At 68.6% G+C, this 22,943-nt stretch carries 20 protein-coding genes; 12 read left to right on the plus strand and 8 right to left on the minus strand.

Annotated features, from left to right (window positions below):
• Positions 1 to 12: 12 nt before the first annotated feature.
• The 5 genes from ACP93_RS00095 to ACP93_RS00115 all read right to left on the minus strand — a co-directional run bounded on the left by ACP93_RS00095 (position 13) and on the right by ACP93_RS00115 (position 6,642).
• Positions 13 to 1,671 carry an outer membrane protein assembly factor BamB family protein gene (locus tag ACP93_RS00095; RefSeq protein WP_228135912.1) on the minus strand — a complete coding sequence of 553 codons (1,659 nt, stop codon included), beginning with the start codon at positions 1,669 to 1,671 and terminating at the stop codon, positions 13 to 15.
• A 46-nt stretch (positions 1,672 to 1,717) separates the two neighbouring features.
• Entirely contained in the window at positions 1,718 to 2,620 is a 903-nt protein-coding gene (locus ACP93_RS00100; RefSeq protein ID WP_228135913.1) for a dienelactone hydrolase family protein, read from the minus strand.
• Between the two features lie 25 nt (positions 2,621 to 2,645).
• Complete coding sequence (locus ACP93_RS00105) at positions 2,646 to 3,221, minus strand: 2OG-Fe(II) oxygenase family protein (protein WP_048488852.1); 576 nt, start codon at positions 3,219 to 3,221, stop codon at positions 2,646 to 2,648.
• 74 nt (positions 3,222 to 3,295) lie between these two features.
• Positions 3,296 to 5,488: a peptidase domain-containing ABC transporter gene (locus ACP93_RS00110; protein WP_048488853.1), complete on the minus strand. Its 2,193-nt coding sequence runs from the start codon at positions 5,486 to 5,488 to the stop codon at positions 3,296 to 3,298.
• Positions 5,485 to 6,642 carry a beta-barrel domain-containing protein gene (locus ACP93_RS00115; protein WP_048488854.1) on the minus strand — a complete coding sequence of 386 codons (1,158 nt, stop codon included), beginning with the start codon at positions 6,640 to 6,642 and terminating at the stop codon, positions 5,485 to 5,487. The genes ACP93_RS00110 and ACP93_RS00115 overlap by 4 nt, the downstream gene beginning before the upstream one ends.
• A 565-nt stretch (positions 6,643 to 7,207) precedes the next feature.
• On the opposite strand from ACP93_RS00115, the gene ACP93_RS00120 reads away from it, so the two are divergent.
• Entirely contained in the window at positions 7,208 to 8,260 is a 1,053-nt protein-coding gene (locus ACP93_RS00120; protein ID WP_228135914.1) for an alpha/beta hydrolase, read from the plus strand.
• A 132-nt stretch (positions 8,261 to 8,392) separates the two neighbouring features.
• Here ACP93_RS00120 and ACP93_RS00125 read toward each other — a convergent pair whose 3' ends face one another.
• From ACP93_RS00125 to cysS, 3 genes are all read right to left on the minus strand, one after another.
• Positions 8,393 to 9,640 carry an MFS transporter gene (locus ACP93_RS00125; protein ID WP_048488856.1) on the minus strand — a complete coding sequence of 416 codons (1,248 nt, stop codon included), beginning with the start codon at positions 9,638 to 9,640 and terminating at the stop codon, positions 8,393 to 8,395.
• Positions 9,637 to 10,077, minus strand: coding sequence for a SufE family protein (locus tag ACP93_RS00130; protein WP_017912501.1), 441 nt, complete (start codon positions 10,075 to 10,077; stop codon positions 9,637 to 9,639). Before ACP93_RS00130 ends, ACP93_RS00125 begins: the two co-directional genes overlap by 4 nt.
• A 421-nt stretch (positions 10,078 to 10,498) precedes the next feature.
• The gene (cysS, locus tag ACP93_RS00135) at positions 10,499 to 11,914 is read right to left on the minus strand and encodes a cysteine--tRNA ligase (protein WP_048489130.1); all 1,416 of its coding nucleotides are present in this window, start codon (positions 11,912 to 11,914) and stop codon (positions 10,499 to 10,501) included.
• Positions 11,915 to 12,216: 302 nt separating this feature from the next.
• Between cysS and ACP93_RS00140 the strand changes: the two genes are divergently transcribed.
• The 11 genes from ACP93_RS00140 (at position 12,217) to proB (ending at position 22,878) form a co-directional block, all read left to right on the plus strand.
• Complete coding sequence (locus tag ACP93_RS00140; RefSeq protein ID WP_048488857.1) at positions 12,217 to 12,750, plus strand: hypothetical protein; 534 nt, start codon at positions 12,217 to 12,219, stop codon at positions 12,748 to 12,750.
• A gap of 297 nt (positions 12,751 to 13,047) precedes the next feature.
• Positions 13,048 to 14,073, plus strand: coding sequence for an N-acetylornithine carbamoyltransferase (locus tag ACP93_RS00145; protein WP_048488858.1), 1,026 nt, complete (start codon positions 13,048 to 13,050; stop codon positions 14,071 to 14,073).
• A gap of 72 nt (positions 14,074 to 14,145) precedes the next feature.
• Entirely contained in the window at positions 14,146 to 15,387 is a 1,242-nt protein-coding gene (locus ACP93_RS00150) for an argininosuccinate synthase (RefSeq protein WP_048488859.1), read from the plus strand.
• Between the two features lie 175 nt (positions 15,388 to 15,562).
• On the plus strand, positions 15,563 to 16,660 hold the full coding sequence (locus tag ACP93_RS00155) for an acetylornithine deacetylase (protein ID WP_048488860.1): 1,098 nt from the start codon (positions 15,563 to 15,565) through the stop codon (positions 16,658 to 16,660).
• A 79-nt stretch (positions 16,661 to 16,739) separates the two neighbouring features.
• Entirely contained in the window at positions 16,740 to 18,056 is a 1,317-nt protein-coding gene (locus tag ACP93_RS00160; RefSeq protein WP_048488861.1) for an acetylglutamate kinase, read from the plus strand.
• A gap of 27 nt (positions 18,057 to 18,083) precedes the next feature.
• A complete protein-coding gene (locus ACP93_RS00165) occupies positions 18,084 to 18,701 on the plus strand; it encodes a GNAT family N-acetyltransferase (protein WP_048488862.1) in 618 nt (205 codons plus the stop codon).
• A complete protein-coding gene (gene argC / locus ACP93_RS00170; RefSeq protein ID WP_048488863.1) occupies positions 18,698 to 19,678 on the plus strand; it encodes an N-acetyl-gamma-glutamyl-phosphate reductase in 981 nt (326 codons plus the stop codon). The genes ACP93_RS00165 and argC overlap by 4 nt, the downstream gene beginning before the upstream one ends.
• An 87-nt stretch (positions 19,679 to 19,765) precedes the next feature.
• Positions 19,766 to 21,064 (plus strand): argininosuccinate lyase, encoded by a 1,299-nt coding sequence (argH, locus tag ACP93_RS00175; RefSeq protein WP_048488864.1) that lies wholly within the window; start codon positions 19,766 to 19,768, stop codon positions 21,062 to 21,064.
• Positions 21,061 to 21,420, plus strand: a complete 360-nt coding sequence (locus tag ACP93_RS00180) for a cupin domain-containing protein (protein ID WP_048488865.1) — start codon at positions 21,061 to 21,063, stop codon at positions 21,418 to 21,420. Before argH ends, ACP93_RS00180 begins: the two co-directional genes overlap by 4 nt.
• Positions 21,417 to 21,677: a YciI family protein gene (locus tag ACP93_RS00185; RefSeq protein ID WP_048488866.1), complete on the plus strand. Its 261-nt coding sequence runs from the start codon at positions 21,417 to 21,419 to the stop codon at positions 21,675 to 21,677. Before ACP93_RS00180 ends, ACP93_RS00185 begins: the two co-directional genes overlap by 4 nt.
• Before the next feature lie 10 nt (positions 21,678 to 21,687).
• A complete protein-coding gene (gene proB, locus ACP93_RS00190) occupies positions 21,688 to 22,878 on the plus strand; it encodes a glutamate 5-kinase (RefSeq protein WP_048488867.1) in 1,191 nt (396 codons plus the stop codon).
• Positions 22,879 to 22,943: the final 65 nt, after the last annotated feature.

Consider the following 22,943-nt stretch of genomic DNA (forward strand, 5'->3'; position numbering starts at 1 on the left):
GCGCGCCGCACGTCAGGATGCGACGAGGGCGGGGCGCGCGGGTTGCGCGTGCGCATCGCCCAGGCGCTCGAACGCATAGAGATGATTCATGTAGGTGGAGACGTAGATGCGCCGTTCGTCGGGCGAGACCGCGACACCGTTGGTCACTGCGTCCGGCAGCTGCAGCACGCCGACGGTTTCGAGCGTGTCGATGTCGATCTCGACGACGCGGCCGCCGTTGCTGCCGACGATCACCCGGTTGCCGATCCGCTTGGGCGAGGCGTACACACGCGAACGCAGGTTGATCTTCTTGATCAACTGCATCGTGTCGATGTCGATCACGTACAGATGGCGGTCGCCCGATCCGCAAAACAGCTTGTTGCCGGCGAACAGCGGCGTGGTGTAGCAGATTTCGTCTGTCTGCCACTCGCCACGCTTTTCGCCGGTGGCGACATCCAGCACATAGATCGACTTGTCGAACGAGGCAAAGGCGGTCAACCCGCGACGCTCGTCCACCGCGGGCGCGTACTTCACCGAGCGCCGCGTCTTGAAGCGCCAGGCGATGCGTCCTGTCCTGGCGTCGAGCGCGAGCGTCTCATGGTCCGCACTGCCCCAGATCACCAGGTCGCCGCCTTCCCAGTACCCGGGCGAGCCGTGCTGCAACTTCTGCACCTGGTGCTCCCAGATCTTCTCGCCGGTATCCATCGCATAGGCGGCGAGACTGCCTTGCGCCCATGGACGGACATACTCGATGCCCACGTACATCAGCTTGTGGCGCGGCACCAGCAGCGGCGAAGCGCCGACCCAGTCGCCGTCCGGATGCGTCCAGATCTCTTCGCCGTTGGCTGCATCCAGGCAATAGACGGTGCCGTTGTACGCGCCGAAATACAGTCGCCCGTCATGGTAGGCCGGGCACGACCAGATGCCCTTCTTGGTGTACGCCGCGCCGGTCACCGGGTATTCCCAGACCAGCCCGCCGGTCTCGGCGGAGAATGCCTGCATCTTGGCGGCGTCGCAGCCGCGGTAGATCATGTCGCCGACCAGCAGCGGCGCGGACTTGGGGACCACGTGGAAAGCGAAGCCCCCCGGCGTCGCCGTCCGCCAGAGTTCGCGGTACGCCTGGGTGGGATGCGGCGCGCTTTGTTCCGGCGGCAGGTCGAAGTCCTTGAGGGTGAACAGCGATTGCACCGAGATCGCGTGCGTCTTGCGCCATTGCATGCCGGCCTTGGACAGGAAATCGACCACCACGAACACCTCGCCGAGCGTGTGTCCGGCCGCTCCGATGACCGCGCGCGCCTTCTCGACGCTGTTGCCGGAATTGAGCGAATCGTCGACCAGCACGATGGGCAGGTCGAGCACGTCGCCCTCGATGGCGTTGCCCATGCCGGTGGTCTTGCGATCCTTGCGAATGATGAAGCCGTTGACCGGCCCGCGTTCTTTCGGGGCGGTCAACAGCAGGGCGGTGAGCAGCGGGATCGCCGCGGTTTCCAGGCCGCCCAGTTGGAAGGGGGGGCGCGTGGCGTTGCGCTCCCAGAACGCTTCGGCGATCTGCTCGAGCGCAGCGCGTCGCATGAAGACCCGGCGCAGATCGAACAGCCAGAGATAGGAGCCGCCCTTCTTGGTGATGAGCGGGATGTTCTCGGCGCTGGTGTGCAGGCCGACGGTTTGGATCAGGTCCCGAAGCGATTGCATGGTCATCGTGCAGCCCTGCTGGGAATGGGAGGATGTGGGTTGGGGATCAAGGGGCCGCAGGCGCGTCCATCAAGCCGAGATAGCGGTCCACGGCCGGTCCCCAGATCGCGGAACCCCCGTGGCCGAAGAACAGATGGTGACCGTCGTCGCCGAAGGCGGCTGGCGTCACCAGAACGGCATGGCCGCCCGCCTCGGTGAAGGCGCGATGCAGCGAGGCGGCGAGTTCAGGTTCGAAGAAGCTGTCGTTGGCCGTATAGATCCACAGCATCGGCGTGGTGGCCTGTTGGCCGAACGTGGAGGCCGCCGCGATCAACCGGTCAGGATGGCAGTTGCTGTTGGGCCGGTCGTGGAAATGGCCGCCGCGACCGCCTGCCATGTTGACGAACGCGCTGACATTTGGGTGCGGCAGGCTGTTGTACGCCAACGTGCCCCAGCCGCCGGCCGACTGTCCGACCACGATGGCGCCGCTCGGGCTGTAGTCGGGCAGTGCGGTCAGGACGTCCACGATGCGCTTGAGTTGACGCGCGGTTTCCAATCCGGCCTTGACGTAATCGGCGCGATCGCAGCCGTCGTAGCCCTCGCTCCAAGGACCGCCGGTGGCGCCATAGCCGAGGCGCAGGACCAATGCCACGGCATAGTGGCGCCGCAGGAACCAGCGTGCCGACTCGCCGTCGCAGGTCTCTAGGGTCATGCCAGGTCGGTCGGCTGCCTTCGCCGGTGAGCCGTGTGCGATGACCACCACGCGCGGGCGGCGCACACCGGCAGGGCGGCACAGCCGTCCCTGTAAGGTCCAGGGGTGTCCGTCGGGATCGGCGATGGGGATCTGCAGCGACTCGCCGAGGTCGGCATGGGGGCCGCCGAAGCCGCTCGCCGAGGCGATGCAGGGCGCCACGCCACAGAGCAGCAGTACGGTTGCGATCAACAGGTAGCGCAGGCAAGCCGATGGCATGGTGGAGTTCCCTGCTGCCTCGATATCAGCGACGGACGCGCCGCATATGAAAGGTGATGGTCGAGCACAGCGTCGGGCACTCCCGTGCCGGAGCGCGCGAGGCACGGGTGACGGCACCATCGAACACCACCAGCCGACCAGGACGCGGACGGATCGAGATGCACTCGCGCGCGGTGTCGTAGAACACGGTTTCGCCGGCCCAATCGTCCTTCCATTCGGTGCTGGCGTAGAGCAAGGCGACACGCTCCTGATCCGACGGCTTGGCGTAGTGGTGCGCGGCGCCATCCTGTCCATGCGTGTGGCCGGTGACGTAGGCGCGGACCAGGCCGTAGTCCTGCGCCAGGTTGTCCTTGATCTGTGTCCAGAGCTCATGGAGCGGTTCCATGCCCGGGGTCGCCGCGAGGACGTCGTCGTGGATCGCGCGCTCGTGCGCTTTGCGGCTGCCGCACAGATGGATATGCCAGGACGGCGCGGCGTCGCCGAGCAGTCCTGGATAGAGGCCGTAGGACCAGCCGCCGCGACCGCGCAGCAGTTCCGGCAGATGCTGGACTTCGACGAAATTGTTGACGACTTGCAGGGACGACGCTTCCGACGCTGACACGATGGCGACCTCACGTTGGCGATACGGGATGGGACGAGGCGGCGCGGCGAACTGGCGGTCGCGCCGGTGGCGAGCTAGGAGGTGACGGGGGCGGGTGGCGCATGCGTCGCAGGTTGGCGCGTGCGGATGGCGCCTTCGTGCAACTCGATGACGCGATCGGCATGCGCGATCGTTTCAGGGCGGTGCGCAATGACGATGCGGGTGATGTTCAGCCTCTTGATCGCCTGGTTGAGTTGGCGCTCCAGCGCGAGATCCAGGTGGCTGGTCGCCTCGTCCAGCACCAGGATGTGCGGGCGCCGGTACAGCGCACGTGCCAGGAACAGGCGTTGTTGCTGGCCGCCGGAGAGGGAGGACCCCATGTCGCCGACCAGGCTGTGGTAGCCCATCGGCATGGCCATGATGTCCTCGTGTATACCGGCCAGGCAGGCGGCTTCCTCGATGTCCTGCGGGGTGGCGAGTGCGTCGAACATGCTGATGTTCTCGGCGATCGTGCCGGTGAACAGGTGGTCGTCCTGCATCACGCTGCCGGTGATCGCGCGGTAGCGGGACTTGCCGAGTCGGCGCAGATCGAGGCCGCCGATCTCGATCGCGCCTTGCTGCGGATCGAGCAGGCCGAGCAGCACTCTCACCAGCGTGCTCTTGCCGCACCCCGATGGGCCGACGATGGCGACCGATTCGCCGGCTTGCACCGCAAAACTGCACTCGCGCAGGATCCAGGGCTCGCCTTCGGCATAGCGGAAGCTGACCTTGTTGAAGGTGATGCTGGGCTGCGGCAGCGGACCCGCATGCTCGCTGGTGGCGTGCGCTTCGGGCGGGGTCAGGACGATGTCGGCCAGTCTCTCGGCCTGCAGACGCAGCATGCGAAGTTCGATCGCATAGTCGACCAGGCTGGCCACGCGGCTGCTGAACTGGTCGCCGTAGGCCACGAAGGCGGTCAGCATGCCCACGGTGAACTGGCCTTTCAGCCCCAGCCACGCGCCCAGCCAGAGCACGCCCAGCCGCTGCGCGCCTGCCGCCAGGTTCTGCAATGCGGTGAACAGCATGTCCAGGCGCTGCACCGCGATGGAGGTATTCAGCGTGTCGGTCGCGGCGTTGAGGTAACGCGCGGTCTGTTCGGCCTCCTGGTTGTTCAGGCGGATCGTCTGCACGCCGCGTACCGCCTCCAGGAATCGGCTGTGCTGCTTGGCGGTGACGGTGATCTGGCTGAGGTTGGCCTCGCGGTAGACGCGGAAGTACAGCAGCCGGAGCGCCGCATACACGGCGACGGCACCGAGAACGATGGCCGACAGCAAGGGGCTGTAGACGAACAGCACGACCAGGGTGATGCTGGCGAGCAGCCCGTCGAGCAGGATCTCGACGAAGCGGGTGGTGAGCGTCTGCTGGATCGTGTCGATCGCACCGAAGCGGGACACGATGTCGCCGAGATGGCGCGTGCCGAAGTAGGACTGCGGCAGGCGCATCAGATGCTGGAACACGTTGCCGGTCCAGCCGAGGTTGAAGTGCGTGCTGAGCCACATCACCGTCCAACTGCGCAAGGCCGAGACCAGGGTCTCGAGCACGATCAGCAATGCGAAGCTCAGGCCGAGAAAGGTCAGCAGGTCGTGGTCGCCGTCGGCGATCACCTGATCCACGACGAGTTGCATGAACAAGGGGGCCAGGAGCGCGAAGACTTCCAGGACCAGTGCCAGCCCGAAGATCTGCGCCAGTCCGCGGCCCAGGCCCTGCACCGAGCCGGCGAGCGCGCGCAGCGACACCGGCGGCGTCTCGCGCTGGCGCTGGAAGGTCGGCCCTCTGGAAAACTCGATCGCCACGCCGGTGAAGTGCCTGCCGATGTCGGCCATGCTCAGGTTGCGCACGCCCACTGCGGGATCGTGCACGACGATCCCGTGCTTGCCGACGCTGCGCAGCACCACGAAGTGGTCCATGTCCCAGTGCAGCACGCAGGGGGTCTGCAGTTGGCCGAGCTCTTCCAGGTCCAGCCGAAGCGGTCGGCATTGCAGTCCCAGCGCATGCGCGATCTCGATCAGGCGTCGTGCGGTCATGCCTTTCAGCGACAGACTGAAACGGCGCCGCAGTGCGGGCAGATCGGTATGGTGACCGTGATAGCCGGCGATCATTGCGATGCAGGCCAGGCCGCACTCCGCGGCTTCGGCCTGCAGCACATTCGGCAGCGCGCGCGTGCGCCAGAAGCGCAGGCGTCCGACACGCCCGTCCTGGGCGCTTGCGGCCTGTGCCGGCGCGCCGTGATCCACGGATGCCCGGCTCACGCGCCGCTGCTCCAGCGGTGGCCCATGCCGTACAGCGGTTCGAAGATCCATTCGACGATCCGGCGCCGGTCCAGCAACATGTCCGCGTCCAGCGCCATGCCTGGGCGCAGCGGCTCCTTGCGCCCGTACGCCTCGACGTTCTGATCCGCCAGGTCCACGCGGGCCAGGTAGAGCGGATCGGAGGAGGGCGGGTTACCGCCACCGAGCAGCAGCGTGACTTCGCCAGGCGTCAGCGCGCTGCGCGAGACGCTGCTCACCACGCCATGGTGCAGACCGAATTTCTGGTAGGGGAATGCCTGGTAGTGCAGGGTGACCTGGATGCCCGGATGGACGAAGCCGACCGCCTGGCTGGGAACCAGGATCTGCGCCTGCAGGGCTGAGCCGTCCGGGACGATGGCGAGCAGCGGTTGCCCCAGTGCGACCGAGGCGCCGGGTTTGACCAGCAAGGTGGAGACGGTGCCGCTGGCCGGCGCACGCAGTTCGCTGGCGCGTGCCGCTTCGTTCTGCGCCAGGGTCTGCTCGACCTGCGCCAGTTGCCGGCGCAAGTCGTTGAGCTTGGCAGACACCGCCAGCGGCAACTGGGTCAGCTGATCGTTGAGCACGCTCAGTTGCTGCTGCGTACTGGCGCGTTGCTGCTGCAACGAGCGCAGCTGCGATTCGTCGGCGAGCAACGCCGATTGCTCCTGCTCGACCTGCAATGCCGGGATGTAGCCGCCGGCGACCAGGCCCGACCATTTGTCCACCAACTCCTGCACCAGCTGCATCTGCTTCTTCTCGATCGCGATCTGCGCATCGATTTGGACCAACTGCTCCTTGAGTGCGGATTGTTGCGTGCGATTGTCCTCTGCCTGCTTGTCCTGCAGCTGCTGGGTATCGCCGATGTCCTGGCGCAGGCGGCCGGCCTGGCGTTGCAACTGCGCGCTGACGCTGGCCGCCGTGTTCCCGAGCGCCTTGCTGGTGTGCTCGCCCGACAGCGAGACCAGGACCTGTCCGCTCGCGACCCGATCGCCTTCGGCGACGCCGACGTGATCGATCACGCCGAGCGTATTGGCGGTCAGGCTGATCAAGCCGGCGCGCGGGACCAGGAGCCCGGTGACATGAACGCGCTGGGTGTAGTGGCCAAAGAACAGCCACAGCACAATGGCGGCGGCCATGCCGAGGGCGACGACGGTCCAGGCCCGGGTCGAAAGTGGCGTTGCCAGTCGCACCGTCCCCAGCCATGCCTGGCTTCGGGCGTCCACTGCCTCGTCACGGAAAAGCGAATGTTCCATTCGGCTGATTCCATCCGTGTTTCATATGGGAGCCGCGCGTCTCGGTGCGCGTCCATTTTCCAAAAGCGGGTTGAAACTTAATTCGTGGGAGATAATTTCGAGGGCTTCTTTCGTCTTCCTTTCTGTATTTGCGCGCTTTCCATCTTGTCTACGAAATGCGTTCTCGCGATGGTGATTGGTGACGAAATTAATCAGGTAATTCCGATGTTTATGCTTGGAATTTCAGTGTCTTGGGTCGCTTTCGAGCGGGTTTAAATGTGCCTGTCATGACCGTGTCGCATAATGACGGGCGTGGTATATCGCCATGTCGGTGCTGACAATCCATGTCATTGCTTGAAAATTGTTTCCATTATGTATCCGGGGCTGCATCGATAACGGAGCGCCGCCCTTGAGCCAAAATGCCGATTTGTCCGCGCCTCACGTGCGCAAACGCCGCCGTCGTTGGCGCTTGCCGATCCTGATCGCTCTGTCATTGCTGGCGGTCGTTGCGCTGGGGCCGCGGGTCAGCGTGGCCCTGCCGCAGGTGGCGGCGCCGGCGGTACCGCAGGATCCGCTGGCGCTGCAGGCCTGGATCGATGCGCGCGAGCGCGCCACGCCTGGGGTGCGTCCGGACAACCAGGCGCGGATCGTCTGGGCCGATCCGGCGCATCCGGGGCGACGCGCGTGCGCCATGGTCTATGTGCATGGTTTCACCGCCAGCCAGGGCGAGGGCGCACCCACGCATGTGCGGCTGGCGCGCAGCTTCGGCTGCAATCTGTATCTGCCGCGCCTGCCCGGGCATGGGCTGGTCGCGGCCGATGCGCTGCGCGGCGTCGATGCCGGGCGCCTGCTCGGCGGCGCGGCCGAGGCGCTGGCGGTGACCCGGGTATTGGGCGACCGCGTGGTGGTGATCGGCAATTCAATGGGCGGGGCGCTGGCGCTGCAGGCGGTGGCGGCGAATCCGCGCCAGGTGCAGGCGCTGGTGCTGTGGTCGCCGCTGGTGCGCGAGTACGGCGATCAGCTGCAGCCGATGCTGTGGCCGTGGGGCGCGCAGTTGCTGGCGTGGACGCACAACGGCGGCGATCCGATCCTGCGCTATCCGGTCGACAGTGCCTACTGGGCCGACGCCACCCACCTGGACGGCTATCGCGCGCTGGCCGCGCTGACCCGCGGCGGCATGCAGCCGGCGACGTATGCGCGCATCCATGTGCCGGTGTTCCTCGGTTACTACTACCGCGATCGGCAGCATCAGGACCGCACGGTGTCGGTGGCGGCGCTGCAGGCGATGTTCAAGCAACTGGGGACGCCGCCGGCCTTGCGCCAGGCGGTGGACGTCCCCGGGGCGGACAATCACGTGCTGGCCTCGCCGATCCGCTCGCGCGCGGTGCCGGCGGTGTTCGCCGCCACCTGCCGGTTCCTGGCGGGGCAGGGTGGCTTGACGCAGCCGGCCGGCGTGCCGGATTGCGCGCATGCCTGGGCCGACGACGAGGCGCAGGCGCATGCAGTGGCGGCCGCGCGGTGAGCGCAGTCGTCACCGCGTACGGAAGGATGTTGCGCGGCGCGCAGGCAACGGTGTCGCTGCGCATGATGCACGGCGAGGCCATGCCCTGACCGCGCACGCGTGGCGACGACGCAGGCGCGCCGTCCACCGGACCTACTGCAGGTCGCGCAGATCCAGATTGCGCAGCTTGGGCGCCTTCCAGCTGGTGACGCCGACCACGCCCAGGGTCACGCAGCCGCCCAGTACCACGGCGGGCACCAGCCCGATCAACCGCGCCATGACGCCGTCGTAGAACGCGCCCAGCTCGTTCGACGAGCCGATGAAGATGCCGTTGATCGAGGAGACGCGGCCGCGCATCGCGTCCGGGGTGGCCAGCTGCAGGATGGTCGAGCGCACGATCACCGAGACGCCATCGCACATGCCGTAGGCGAGCAGGATCGCCGCCGACAGCCAGAAGTGCCGCGACAGGCCGAAGGCGATGGTGCACAGGCCGAAGCCGGCCACCGCCAGCAGCAGCACGCGTCCGGCATTGCGCTGCAGCGGGTGCCGCGCCAGCCACACGCCGACCAGGATCGAACCCAACGCCGGCGCGCCGCGCAGGATGCCCAGGCCCTCGGGACCGTAGTGCAGGATGTCGTGGATGAAGGCCGGCAGCATCGACACCGCGCCGCCCAGCAGCACCGAGAACATGTCCAGCGCCATCGCGCCGAGCATGATCTGGTTGGAGAACACGAACTGTGCGCCTTCGGCGATGCTGCGGAAGATCGGTGCGCGCGGGCCCTCGTGCACCGGCTCGGCCACGCGCAGCAGCCACAGCGCCAGCAGCGCCGCGGTGGAGGCACCGATGGCGGTGCCGTAGGCCAGGCTCTTGCCGCCCCAGCCGACCAGCAGGCCGCCCAGCGCCGGGCCGATCACCATGCCGGCCTGGAACGCGACGCTGCCGACGCTGGCGCCGCGCGCATAGGCCTCGCGCGGCAGGACGCGGGCGAACAGCGCGTTGTACACCGGCGACAGGAACGCGCGCGCGGCGCCGGTCAGCGCGATCGCCGCGTAGATCGGCCACACCCCGTGCGCGGACAACCAGCCGCGGCTCACCGCCAGCAGTACCGCCGCGGTGGCGATCAGGCCGACGCTGGCGAGCATGCCGAGGTAGCGCCGCGGCAGGTGATCGACCAGGTAGCCGGCGAACGGGGCGATGCAGAAGAACGGCAGGATCTCGGCCAGCCCGATCAGGCCCAGCGAGAACGGATCGCGGGTGATCTCGTAGATGTGCCAGCCGACCGTGACCGCGACGATCTGGTAGGACAGCATCGCCAGGATGCGGTAGGCCAGCACCAGGGCGAAGCCGGGGTGCGCCAGCAGCGTGCGCAGGGTCTGCGGGGTGGGCAGGGGCGCGCTCATGCCTGCTGGGCGCGCGCGGTGTCCTGGATGAAGGCCAGCAGCGCGGCCAGGCCGTTGCTGCGGGTCGGCGACAGATGCTTGCCCAGGCCGATGGCCGCGACGAAGTCCGGCGCGGTTGCGAGGATGTCCGCGGCGCTGCGCCCGGAATAGACCCGCAGGGCCAGGTAGATCAGGCCGGAGACGATCGCCGAGTCGCTGATCGCATGGAACACCAGGCGCTCGGCATTGCCCTCGGGCACGATCCACACCATCGACTGGCAGCCGTGCAGGCGATGCTCCTCGGTCTTCCAGTGCTCGGGAAAGGCGGGCAGCTTGCGGCCCAGGTCGATCAGGTACTGGTAGCGCTCGGACCAGTCGCCGAAGAAGCCGAATTCCTCGGCGATGGCGGCCTGCGCGTCGGCGGGCGTGGGTTCGAGCGGAAAGTCGGTGTCGGTCATCGGGAATCCAAGATCAAGCGATGTAAAGCCCCTCTCCCTCCGGGAGAGGGGTTGGGGTGAGGGTGCGGGCGCAGCCTCGCGAATTGTCTCTGCGAGTCGCTTCGCACCGTACCCCCATCCACCCCCTGCGGGGCGCCTTGTAAGTCTCTCTCCCTCCGGGAGAGGGGTTGGGGTGAGGGTGCGGGCGCAGCCTCGCGAATTGTCTATGCGAGTCGCTTCGCGCCGTACCCTCATCTGCCCCTTCGGGGCGCCTTAAAAGCCCCTCTCCCTCCGGGAGAGGGGTTGGGGTGAGGGTACGGGCGCAGCCTCGCGAATTGTCTATGCGAGTCGCTTCGCGCCGTACCCTCATCCGCCCCTTCGGGGCACCTTCTCCCGGTGGGAGAAGGGAACAGCCGTGCGCCCACCTTCTAAGAGGGCTCGGTCACCCGCGCTTCCAACGTACGCCCTGCGGCGTGTCCTCCAGGACAATGCCGGCCTCGGCCAGTTCCTGGCGGATGGCGTCGGCGCGGGCGAAGTCGCGGGCCTTCTTGGCGTCGCTGCGGGCGTCGATCAGCGCCTGGATGCGGGCGTCGTCGTCGCTGCCGGCCCCCTGGAACCAGACCTCGGGGTCCTGCTGCAGCAGGCCCAGGGCCAGGCCGGCGCCGAGCAGGCGGCCCTTGGCCTGGCGCAGCGCGTCCGCCCGTTGCTCGCCATCGGCGGGATCGGGGCCGCCGGCCGGCGCCGCCTCGCGCAGCGCCTGCCGCGCCTGTGTCGCCAGGCTCGACAGCACCGACAGCGCCAGCGGCGTATTGAGGTCGTCGTCCAGGGCCTCTTCGATCTCGGCTGGAATGACGGCCTCGGCGTCGATGGCCTGCAGGTCGCGCAGCGTCCCGTACAGGCCGTCGAGCCGGGCGACCTGGGCCTGGATCAGGGCGTCGGACCAGTCCAGCGGCTGCCGGTAGTGCGCGCTCAGCAGCGCGCAGCGCAGCGCTTCGGGCCGGTGCCGGGCGATCAGGTCGTGCACCGTCTCGATGTTGCCCAGCGACTTGCTCATCTTGGCGCCGCTGAAGGTCAGCATGCCGTTGTGCAGCCACACGCGGGCGAACGTGGCGCCGCCGTGGGCGCATTCGCTTTGCGCGATCTCGTTCTCGTGGTGCGGGAACTGCAGGTCGACGCCGCCGGCGTGGATGTCGATGGTCTCGCCCAGGTGCGCGGCGGCCATCGCCGAGCACTCGATGTGCCAGCCGGGACGGCCGCGGCCCCATAGCGAGTCCCAGCCCGGCAGGTCGTCGCTGGAGGGTTTCCACAGCACGAAGTCGCCCGGGTCGCGCTTGTACGGGGCCACCTCGACGCGGGCGCCGGCCAGCATCTCCTCCGGGTCGCGCCGCGACAGCTTGCCGTAGCCGGCGAAGCTGGCCACCGCGAACAGTACGTGGCCCTCGGCGGCATAGGCATGGCCGCCGGCGATCAGCCGCTCGATCATCGCCACGATGTGCGGGATGTGCGCGGTGGCCGCCGGCTCGATGTCCGGCGGGGTCACGCCCAGCGCGGCCATGTCCTGGCGGTAGATGGCGGCGAAGCGGTCGGTGATGGTGGAGATCGGCACGCCCTGCGCCTGCGCGGCGGCGTTGATCTTGTCGTCCACGTCGGTGATGTTGCGGGCGTAGCGCAGCTTGCCGTAGCGGCGCCGCAGCAGTGCCGCCAGCACGTCGAACACCACCGGGCCGCGGGCGTTGCCGATGTGCGCGAAGTTGTAGACGGTGGGGCCGCAGACGTAGAGCGTCGGGCCGGCCACCGGATCGAGCGGTTCGAAGGCGTCGACCCGGCGGGTCAGGTTGTTGTGCAGGCGCAGGCTCATCGGCATCGGCGGTGGGGAAACCGCCCGATTCTACCGGCAGCGGCCCCGGGGCGGGTCATCCGTCCCCCAGCGTGCCGCGCCGCAGTTGCGCATGCCTATGGCAAGGAAGAGCGAGGATTTGGATGACGCAGCGGCGGGCGCGCGCACCCGTGGCCCTTCGGGTTGGGCCTGGCAGGCACGGCGTACGCGGGATGGAGGGCACGCCCTGCGCGGGCACGGAGTGGGGCCGTCGGCTCGCGTTCAGCCCGACGCAAGCCGCCATGCCTACACTCACTGGTCCGCCCTTGCGAAGCCTGCTGCCGATGCGTCCGATCCCGTTGTTGCCGCTGGTCGGCATCCTTGCCTGCGCCGTCGCGCCGGCCTGGGCGCAGGACTCCGAGGCGCGCAACCGGGTGGTGGTGATCGAGAACGTCAAGCTGGACTACGCCCAGGTGCTGAACGTGGAGCCGGTCTACCAGACCTTGCGCGCCACCCGCACCGAGCAGCAATGCGATCCGGCCCCGGCGCCTGCACCGGCCGCGCCAGCGCCGAAGCCGGCCGAGGACGACAGCCGCTTCAACCGGCTGATGGATTCGGTGAAGGACATTTTCAGTCGCCGCCACGAGGAGCCGGCACAGCAGGCGGCCGCGCCGGCCGCGGCACCGGCGGGCGGGCGCAACTGCCGGATGGTCGAAGTCGGCCGCGAATTCCGCCGGCCCATCGCCTATGACGTGGACTATGTCTACAAGGGCACCAAGTACCGCTCGCGGCTGCCCGAGGATCCGGGCAACCGCCTGCGCATCCGTGTCTCGGTGGCGCCGTACGTGCCCGACGCGGTCGTGGTGCCGCCGCGCTGAGCGCCTCGCGCGCTTGCGCCTGTGGCGTGCGCGTGCGAGGATGCGCGCCGATGAAAGCGAACCTGCCCCAGCACGATCTCAGCGCCGCACGCATGGCCTCGGGCATGACGTCGCGCGCGCGTCGACCGGAATCCCACATTCTCGCTGGGTAACCGGAGCGTCGTGCCGTTCGTTCTGAAAACCCAGCCCGAGGCTGGGTTTTTTCGTTTTCATCGGCCGGAAAAGTTTCACCCGTAAAGAACAACGCACATAACCTCCCGCGCGTCCCGCGTCCCCACCGCTGCAAAGGATCGATCGATGTCTCTGAAGCACTTCTTGAACACCCAGGACTGGAGCCGCGCCGAGCTCGACGCGGTGCTGACCCAGGCGGCGCTGTTCAAGCGCAACCGCCTCGGCAGCGAGCTGAAGGGCAAGTCGATCGCGCTGGTGTTCTTCAACCCGTCCATGCGCACCCGCACCAGCTTCGAGCTGGGCGCGTTCCAACTCGGCGGCCATGCGGTGGTGCTGCAGCCGGGCAAGGACGCGTGGCCGATCGAGTTCGACCTGGGCACGGTGATGGACGGCGACACCGAAGAGCACATCGCCGAGGTGGCGCGGGTGCTGGGCCGCTACGTCGACCTGATCGGCGTGCGCGCCTTCCCGAAGTTCGTCGACTGGGCCAAGGACCGCGAGGATCTGGTGCTGAAGAGCTTCGCCAAGTACTCGCCGGTGCCGGTGATCAACATGGAAACCATCACCCATCCGTGCCAGGAGCTGGCGGACGCGCTGGCGCTGCAGGAGCACTTCGGCACTCGCGACCTGCGCGGCAAGAAGTACGTGCTGACCTGGACCTACCATCCCAAGCCGCTGAACACCGCGGTGGCCAATTCCGCACTGACCATCGCCACCCGCCTGGGCATGGACGTGACCCTGCTGTGCCCGACCCCGGACTACGTGCTCGACGAGCGCTACATGGGCTGGGCCGCGCAGAACGTGCAGGAGAGCGGCGGCTCGCTGAGCGTCAGCCACGACATCGACAGCGCCTACGCCGGCGCCGACGTGGTCTACGCCAAGAGCTGGGGCGCGCTGCCGTTCTTCGGCAACTGGGGCCCGGAGAAGCCGATCCGCGACCAGTACCAGCATTTCATCGTCGACGAACGCAAGATGGCGCTGACCAACAACGGCGTGTTCTCGCACTGCCTGCCGCTGCGCCGCAACGTCAAGGCTACCGACGCGGTGATGGATTCGCCCAACTGCATCGCCATCGACGAGGCCGAGAACCGCCTGCATGTGCAGAAGGCAGTGATGGCGGCCCTGGTGGGCCAGGGCCGCCGGGATTCGTGATTCGGGATTGGGGAGTCGCAACGGCGACTCCCTTCCTGCTCTTAATTTAGTCAACCGCAGAGAGACGCCCCCATGTCGCAGCACCCCGCTTCCACCAATCCCGACTCCCCAATCCCCAATCCCGGCCTCAAGGACATCGTCCTCGCCTTCTCCGGCGGCCTCGACACCAGCTTCTGCATTCCCTACCTGCAGGCCAAGGGCTACGCCGTGCATACCGTGTTCGCCGATACCGGCGGCGTGGATGCCGAGGAGCGCGATTTCATCGAGAAGCGCGCCGCGGAACTGGGTGCGGCCAGCCACGTCACCGTCGACGGCGGCCCGGCGATCTGGGCCGGCTTCGTCAAGCCGTTCGTGTGGGCCGGCGAGGGCTACCAGGGCCAGTACCCGCTGCTGGTGTCGGACCGCTACCTGATCGTCGATGCCGCGCTCAAGCGCGCCGAGGAGCTGGGCACCAAGGTCATCGCCCACGGCTGCACCGGCATGGGGAACGACCAGGTGCGCTTCGACCTGGCGGTCAAGGCGCTGGGCGATTACGAGATCGTCGCGCCGATCCGCGAAATCCAGAAGGAACACACCCAGACCCGCGCCTACGAGCAGAAGTACCTGGAGGAGCGCGGCTTCGGCGTGCGCGCCAAGCAGCAGGCCTACACCATCAACGAGAACCTGCTCGGCCTGACCATGTCCGGCGGCGAGATCGACCGCTGGGAAGCGCCGGGCGAGGGCGCCCGCGGCTGGTGCGCGCCGCGCAGCGCGTGGCCGACCGAGCCGCTGACGGTGAAGCTGAAGTTCGTGCAGGGCGAGGCGGTCGAACTCGACGGCAAGGCGCTGCCGGGCGAACAGATCCTGGCCAAGCTCAACAAGCTGTTCGCGCCCTACGGCGTGGGCCGTGGCGTGTACACCGGCGACACCGTGATCGGCCTGAAGGGCCGCATCGTGTTCGAGGCGCCGGGCCTGGTGGCGCTGCTGGCCGCGCATCGCGCGCTGGAGGACGCGGTGCTGACCAAGCAGCAGAACCGCTTCAAGCCGGACGTGGCGCGCAAGTGGGTGGAGCTGGTCTACGAAGGCTTCTACCACGATCCGCTGAAGACCGACCTGGAAGCCTTCCTGAAGTCGTCGCAGGCGATGGTCAACGGCGAAGTGACGCTGGAAACCCGCGGCGGCCGCGTCGACGCGGTGGCGGTGAAGTCGCCGCACCTGCTCAACGCCAAGGGCGCGACCTACGCGCAGTCGGCGGACTGGGGCGTGGCCGAGGCCGAGGGCTTCATCAAGCTGTTCGGGATGAGCTCGACGCTGTACGCGCAGGTGAACCGCTAGAGCCTAAAGCCCCTCTCCCTCCGGGAGAGGGGTTGGGGTGAGGGTACGGGCGCGAAGCGCGCGCGATATCTCATCTGCACGAGGCTTCGCTCGGACCCTCATCCGCCCCTTCGGGGCACCTTCTCCCGAGGGGAGAAGGGTTCACCTGACCAGCACCACCGCGGCCTGACCCACCATGACCGATCTGCTCACCTCCACGCTCGATCACCTGCAGCAGCTGGTGTCCTTCGACACCCGCAATCCACCGCGGGCGATCGGCACCGATGGCATCTTCGACTACCTCCGCGCGCAGCTGCCCGGCTTCGCGGTGGAGGTGATCGATCATGGCGCCGGCGCGGTCAGCCTGTACGCGGTACGCGGCACGCCCAGGTACCTGTTCAACGTGCACCTGGACACGGTGCCGGATTCGCCGCACTGGAGCGCCGATCCGCACACGATGCGGCGCCTGGACGATCGCGTGGTCGGCCTGGGCGTGTGCGACATCAAGGGCGCGGCGGCGGCGCTGCTGGCCGCGGCCAATGCCGGCGACGGCGATGCCGCGTTCCTGTTCTCCAGCGACGAGGAAGCCAACGACCCGCGCTGCATCGCCGCGTTCCTGGCCCGCGGTATTCCCTATGAAGCGGTGCTGGTGGCCGAGCCGACCATGAGCGAGGCGGTGCTGGCGCACCGCGGCATCAGTTCGGTGCTGATGCGTTTCGCCGGCCGCGCCGGGCATGCCTCCGGCAAGCAGGACGCCGCGGCCAGCGCGCTGCACCAGGCGATGCGCTGGGGCGGTCGCGCGCTGGACCATGTGGAGTCGCTGGCGCACGCGCGCTTCGGCGGACTCACCGGGCTGCGCTTCAACATCGGCCGGGTCGAGGGCGGGATCAAGGCCAACATGATCGCGCCGGCGGCGGAGCTGCGCTTCGGTTTCCGGCCGCTGCCATCGATGGACGTGGACGCGCTGCTGGTGACCTTTGCCGGCTCCGCCGAGCCGGCCGCGGCGCACTTCGAGGAGACCTTCCGCGGGCCGAGCCTGCCGTCCGGCGACATCGCGCGCGCCGAGGACAAGCGCCTGGCCGCGCGCGACGTCGCCGATGCGCTGGAACTGCCGATCGGCAACGCGGTGGACTTCTGGACCGAGGCCTCGCTGTTCTCTGCCGGCGGCTACACCGCGCTGGTCTACGGCCCGGGCGACATCGCCCAGGCGCATACCGCCGACGAGTTCGTGACGCTGGAGCAACTGCAGCGCTACGCCGCCTCGGTGCACCGCATCATCAACGGCGCGCGCTGAGCCGCACGCCCTCCCACGCCGCCCGGACCGATCCCGCGATCGGCTCCACCCTGGATTCCTTCGGACACCGCCCCCCGCCATGCACGCCAACCGCCAAACCCGCCAGACCATCGTGCGCCTGCTCTCGAGCATGGCCAGCGCGAAGGAGATCAGCCAGTACCTCAAGCGCTTCTCGCAGCTGGACGCCAAGCGCTTCGCCGTGGTCAAGGTCGGCGGCGCGGTGCTGCGCGACGACCTGGAGGCGCTGACCTCCTCGTTGTCGTTCCTGCAGGAAGTGGGCTTGACCCCGATCGTGCTGCACGGCGCCGGCCCGCAGCTGGATGCGGAGCTGTCCGCTGCCGGCATCGAGAAGCAGACCGTCAACGGCCTGCGGGTGACCTCGCCGGAAGCGCTGGCGATCGTGCGCCGGGTGTTCCAGGCGTCCAACCTCAAGCTGGTCGAGGCGCTGCAGCAGAACGGCGCGCGTGCCACCTCGATCACCGGCGGCGTGTTCGAGGCGCAGTACCTGGACCGCGACACCTACGGGCTGGTCGGCGAGGTCACCGCGGTGAACCTGGCGCCGATCGAGGCCAGCCTGCAGGCCGGCTCGATCCCGGTCATCACCAGCCTGGGCGAGACCCCCAGCGGGCAGATCCTCAACATCAACGCCGATTTCGCCGCCAACGAACTGGTGCAGGAGCTGCAGCCGTACAAGATCATTTTCCTCACCGGCACCGGCGGTCTGCTCGACGAGCGCGGCACGGTGATCGATTCGATCAACCTGTCCACCGAGTACGACCACCTGATCGCGCAGCCGTGGATCCATGGCGGCATGAAGGTCAAGATCGAGCAGATCAAGGACCTGCTGGACCGGCTGCCGCTGGAGTCGTCGGTGTCGATCACGCGTCCGGCCGACCTGGCCAAGGAATTGTTCACCCACAAGGGCTCGGGCACCCTGGTCCGGCGCGGCGAGAAGGTGCTGCGCGCCACGGCGTGGAGCGAGCTGGACCTGCCGCGGCTGAAGAGCCTGATCGAATCCAGTTTCGGCCGCACCCTGGTGCCGGACTATTTCGACACCACCAAGCTGCTGCGCGCCTACGTCAGCGAAAACTACCGCACCGCGGTGATCCTGACCGACGAGGGCGGCTATACCTACCTCGACAAGTTCGCGGTGCTCGACGATGCGCAGGGCGAAGGCCTGGGCCGTGCGGTGTGGAACGTGATGCGCGAGGAGACGCCGCAGTTGTTCTGGCGCTCGCGCCACAACAACCAGGTCAACATCTTCTACTACGCCGAGTCCGACGGCTGCTTCAAGCAGGAGAAGTGGAAGGTGTTCTGGTATGGGCTGGACACGTTCGAGCAGATCCAGCACTGCGTGGCGCATTGCGCCACGCGCACGCCGACCCTGCAGGGTTGAACGGCCTCTTCGTCTAGGACTTACCTGATGTCCAGCATCGATCCCGTGCTTCCCGAATCCTGGCGCCAGGTGCCGACGCTGCGCGGGCGCCACGTCAGCCTGGAGCCGCTGCAGGCCGCGCATGCCGAGGGCCTGCGCGCCGCGCTGCACGGCAGCGGCCTGGACACGCTGTGGTACACCAACGTGCCGGCGCCGGAGCGCGTGGATGCCTATGTCGCCGCCGCGCTGGAGGTGCAGGCGCTGGGCCGGGTGCTGCCGTTCGTGGTGCGCGATGCGCAGGGCGAGATCGTCGGCAGCACGCGCTTCTACGGCCTGGACCCGCAGGTGCCGACGCTGTCGATCGGCTACACCTGGTATGCGCCGCGGGTGCAACGCACCGGCCTGAACACCGAGGCCAAGCTGCTGCTGCTCGGCCATGCTTTCGAGACTCTCGGCTGCCTCAGCGTGGTGTTCGAGACCAGTTGGTTCAATCACGCCTCGCGCACCGCGATCGCGCGGCTGGGGGCCAAGCAGGATGGCGTGCTGCGCAACCACAAGCGCCACGCCGACGGCACCCCGCGCGATACCGTCATCTTCTCCATCATCGATACGGAATGGGCCGGGGTGAAACGCCACCTGCAGTTCCGCCTGGATTCGCACGCATGAGCACTCCCATCTATTCCATCGGCATCGTCGGCGCCCGCGGTCACACCGGCGCCGAGCTGATCCGCCTGATCGCCGCGCATTCGCAGTTGCGCCTGGCGTTCCTGTCCTCGCGCGAGCTGGACGGGCAGCGCGTCGATGCGCACCACGACACCTACCAGGGCGAGCTGCGCTACGAGAACCTCGATCCCGAGGCGGTGGCGGCCAAGCGCGCCGACGTGGTGGTGCTGGCGCTGCCCAACGGCAAGGCCGCACCCTACGTGGCGGCGTTGGACGCGGCGGTCGCCGCCGGCGCGGCCGATCCGATCGTGGTCGATCTGTCCGCCGACTACCGCTTCGACCCGGCCTGGTACTACGGCCTGCCGGAACTGACCCGCACGCGCTATGCCGGGCAGCGCCGCATCAGCAACCCGGGCTGCTACGCCACCGCGATGCAGCTGGCGATCGCGCCGCTGCGCGAGCAGCTCGCCGGCCCGCCGCAGTGTTTCGGCGTGTCGGGCTATTCCGGTGCCGGCACCACCCCGTCGGACAAGAACAACCCGGCGCTGTTGCACGACAACCTGATGCCGTATGCGCTGACCGACCACATGCACGAGCGCGAGGTGTTCGCGCAGCTCGGCGTGCCGGTGGAATTCATGCCGCACGTGGCGCCGCATTTCCGCGGCATCACCATGACCGTGAACCTGTGGCTGCAGCAGCCGCTGAAGCTGGAGGCGGTGCAGCAGCTGTATCGCGCCCGTTATGCCGGCGAGCCGCTGATCGAGGTGATCGACGAGGCGCCGTGGGTCAGCCGTATCGCCGGCCGCCACGGCGTGCAGCTCGGCGGCTTCACCCTGGCCCCGGGCAACAAACGGCTGGTGATGGTGGCGACCCTGGACAACCTGCTCAAGGGCGCCGCGACCCAGGCGATGCAGAACCTCAACCTGGCGCTGGGCGTGGACGAGCTGACCTCGATCCCGTCCATGCACACGCCGGAGTAGGACACCCACATTAGCGCCGCATCCCCAACGGACGCAGCGCGCCGCTTTCCGAATCCCAATTCCCCAATCCCCATTCCCGGCTTCCCAATGACCAACCTCCTCTGGCAAAAACCCGGCGTCGCCGTCGACACGCAGATCCAGGCGTTCCTGGCCGGCGACGACGTGCTCCTGGACCGCGAGTTCTTCCTGCACGACATCGCCGCCAGCGGCGCGCACGCCGAAGGCCTGCAGCGCATCGGCATCCTGTCCGCCGACGAACTGGCCGGGCTGCAGCGCGAGCTGGCGGTGCTGGCCGAGGATTTCCGCAGCGGCGCGTTCGTGCTGGATGCGCGCTTCGAGGATGGCCACTCGGCGATCGAGGCGCGGCTGACCGAGCGCCTGGGCGATGCCGGGCGCAAGATCCACACCGGGCGCAGCCGCAACGACCAGATCCTGGTCGCCACCCGGCTGTGGCTGAAGGACAAGCTGGCGCGGTTGGCACAGCTCAGCGCGGAGATCGCCAAGGTGGCGCTGGACCGCGCGCAGGCCGAGCGCGATCTGCCGGTGCCCGGCTACACCCACATCCAGCGCGCCGTGGTGTCCTCGGCCGGCATGTGGTGGGCGGGCTGGGCCGAGGCCTTCATCGACGACGCACTGCGCGCCCGCGACACCCTGCGCCTGGTCGACTGCAATCCGCTGGGCACCGCCGCCGGCTACGGCGTCAACCTGCCGCTGGACCGCGAACACACCACCGCCGCGCTGGGCTTCGCGCGCCTGCAGGTCAGCCCGATCTACGCGCAGCTGTCGCGCGGCAAGTTCGAGATGGCCGCGCTGGAAGCGCTGGCCAGCGCCACCCTGGATCTGCGTCGCCTGGCCTGGGACCTGTCGCTGTTCACCAGCGGCGAATTCGGTTTCGTCGCGCTGCCGGCGCAGTACACCACCGGCAGCTCGATCATGCCCAACAAGCGCAACCCGGACGTGATCGAGCTGATGCGCGCCACCCACGCCAGCGTGGCCGCCGCGCGCACCGAGATCGAACAGTTGCTGTCGCTGCCGTCGGGCTATCACCGCGACCTGCAGAGCAGCAAGGGCGCGATCTTCCATGGCTTCGGCCGCGGCCTGGCCGCGCTGGAACTGCTGCCGGCGCTGCTGGCCAACCTGGAGTGGCGCGAGGACAGGCTGCGCGCGGCGATCGATTCGGGCATGTACGCCACCGACGTGGCGGTGGAAGCCGCGATGGCCGGCGTGCCGTTCCGCGAGGCCTACCAGGCCGCCGCCGCGTCCGCCGACAGCGCGGGGCAGGGGCGGACGCCGGAAGGCAGCCTGGCGGCGCGGGTCTCGCCCGGCGCCGCCGCCGATCTGCGCCTGGACGCGCTGCGCGTGCGCTGGCAGGCGCTGGACGGATGAGCGCGGTCAACATCGCCTCGGCCCGTCACTACACCTGGGGCGGCAGCTGCGATGGCTGGCATCTGCTGGACGTGCCGGACCTGAGCGCGATCGAAGAGCGCATGCCGCCCGGCGCGGCCGAGGTGCGCCACCGCCACCTGCGCGCGCACCAGTTCTTCCGGGTGCTGGACGGCGAGGCGGCGATGGAGCTGGAAGGCGTCGTGCACGTGCTGCATGCCGGCGACGGCCTGCACGTGCCGCCGGGCGCTGCGCACCGGATGCGCATTGCCTCGAACGCCGATGTCCGCTTCCTGGTGGTGTCGGCACCGCACAGCCACGGCGACCGGGAACCCGCTGCGTTGGAGACTCCGCAATGACCACGCTCTACCTGGTGCTGGCGATGCGCCGGCCCGATTTCGACGCTGCCGCGGTGCAGCCGCATCTTGCCTTCCTCGATGCGCTGCGCGCGCAGGGCCGGCTGCAGCTCACCGGCGGGTTCGCCGACGGCAGCGGCGGCGCCTACCTTCTGCGCAACGTTGCGAGCCTGGCCGAGGCACAGGCCATCGTCGCCACCGATCCGTTGGTGACGATGCAGGTGTCCGACCTGACCGTGCACGAATGGAACGTCCGCTGAGGCCGCCTGGATGACGCCGCACGTCGCTACCGCCGCGTCGCCGTTCCCCGAGCAACCGCTGCCGTCCTGGCGGCGCGCGGTGCTCAAGGTCGGCAGCAGCCTGTTGGCCGCCGACGGCGGCGGGCTGACCCCGCGCTTCGCGCTGGGCCTGGCGCAGTTCGTCTCGGCCAATCTGGCGGCCGGCCGCGAACTGGTGATCGTCTCCTCCGGCGCGGTGGCCGCTGGCCGCGCCATCGTGCCCAAGGCTGCCGAGGCCGGTGCGGCGCTGGCGGCACGACAGGCGCTGGCCGCGCTCGGCCAGGCGCAGCTGATCGCGCTGTGGCAGCGCTTCTTCGAACGGCCGGTGGCGCAGGTGCTGTTGACCCACGATGACCTGCGCAACCGACGCCGCTACCTCAACGCACGCGCCACCCTGGGCGAGTTGTTGCGGCTGGGCGCACTGCCGGTGGTCAACGAGAACGACACGGTCTCGGTGGACGAACTCAAGCTTGGCGACAACGACAACCTCGCCGCGATCGTCGCCGCGTTGGTCGACGCCGATGCGCTGTTCATCGCCACCGACATCGATGGCCTGTACACCGCGGACCCGCGCCGGGATCCGCAGGCACAGCCGCTGCACGAGGTGCAGGAACTGAGCGCGGCGGTGTTGGCCATGGCCGGCGGCAGCGGCAGCGGCGTGGGCACCGGCGGCATGCGTACCAAGCTGGAGGCCGCGGCCAAGGCCGGTGCCGCCGGCATCGAGACCTATCTGTTCAACGGCCGCAGCGCCGAGGTGGTGCGCGGCCTGGCCCAGGACCGCCTGCGCGGCACCCGCATCCATGCCGCACGCACCCGCATCGCCGCACGCAAGTACTGGCTGCGCCACGTGCCGGTGGACCCTGGGGCGATCCTGGTCGACGCCGGTGCCGCAACGGCGCTGCTCGACAAGGGCGCCTCGCTGTTGCCGGGCGGCGTGGCCGGCGCCGTGGGCGAGTTCCGCCGCGGCGACATGGTCGAGGTGCGCTTGCGCGACGCAGCCGGCGAGCGCTGCCTGGCGCGCGGGGTCAGCCAGTACGCGGCGGTGGACATCCGCCGCATCGCCGGCCGCCACTCGCGCGACATCGAGGCGATCCTGGGCTACAACTACGGCGAGAACGTGATCCATCGGGACGATCTGGTGGTGGTGCGCGAATCGGGAACCGGGAATGGGGAATCGGCGTAAGCGCGCCCGCCCCGCGCCGGCCGCGACGGCGCCGCAAGACCGGCACCTGCATCGCACCGCGTGCT

The organism is Xanthomonas sp. NCPPB 1128 (assembly GCF_001043115.1).
Taxonomy (GTDB): Bacteria; Pseudomonadota; Gammaproteobacteria; order Xanthomonadales; family Xanthomonadaceae; genus Xanthomonas_A.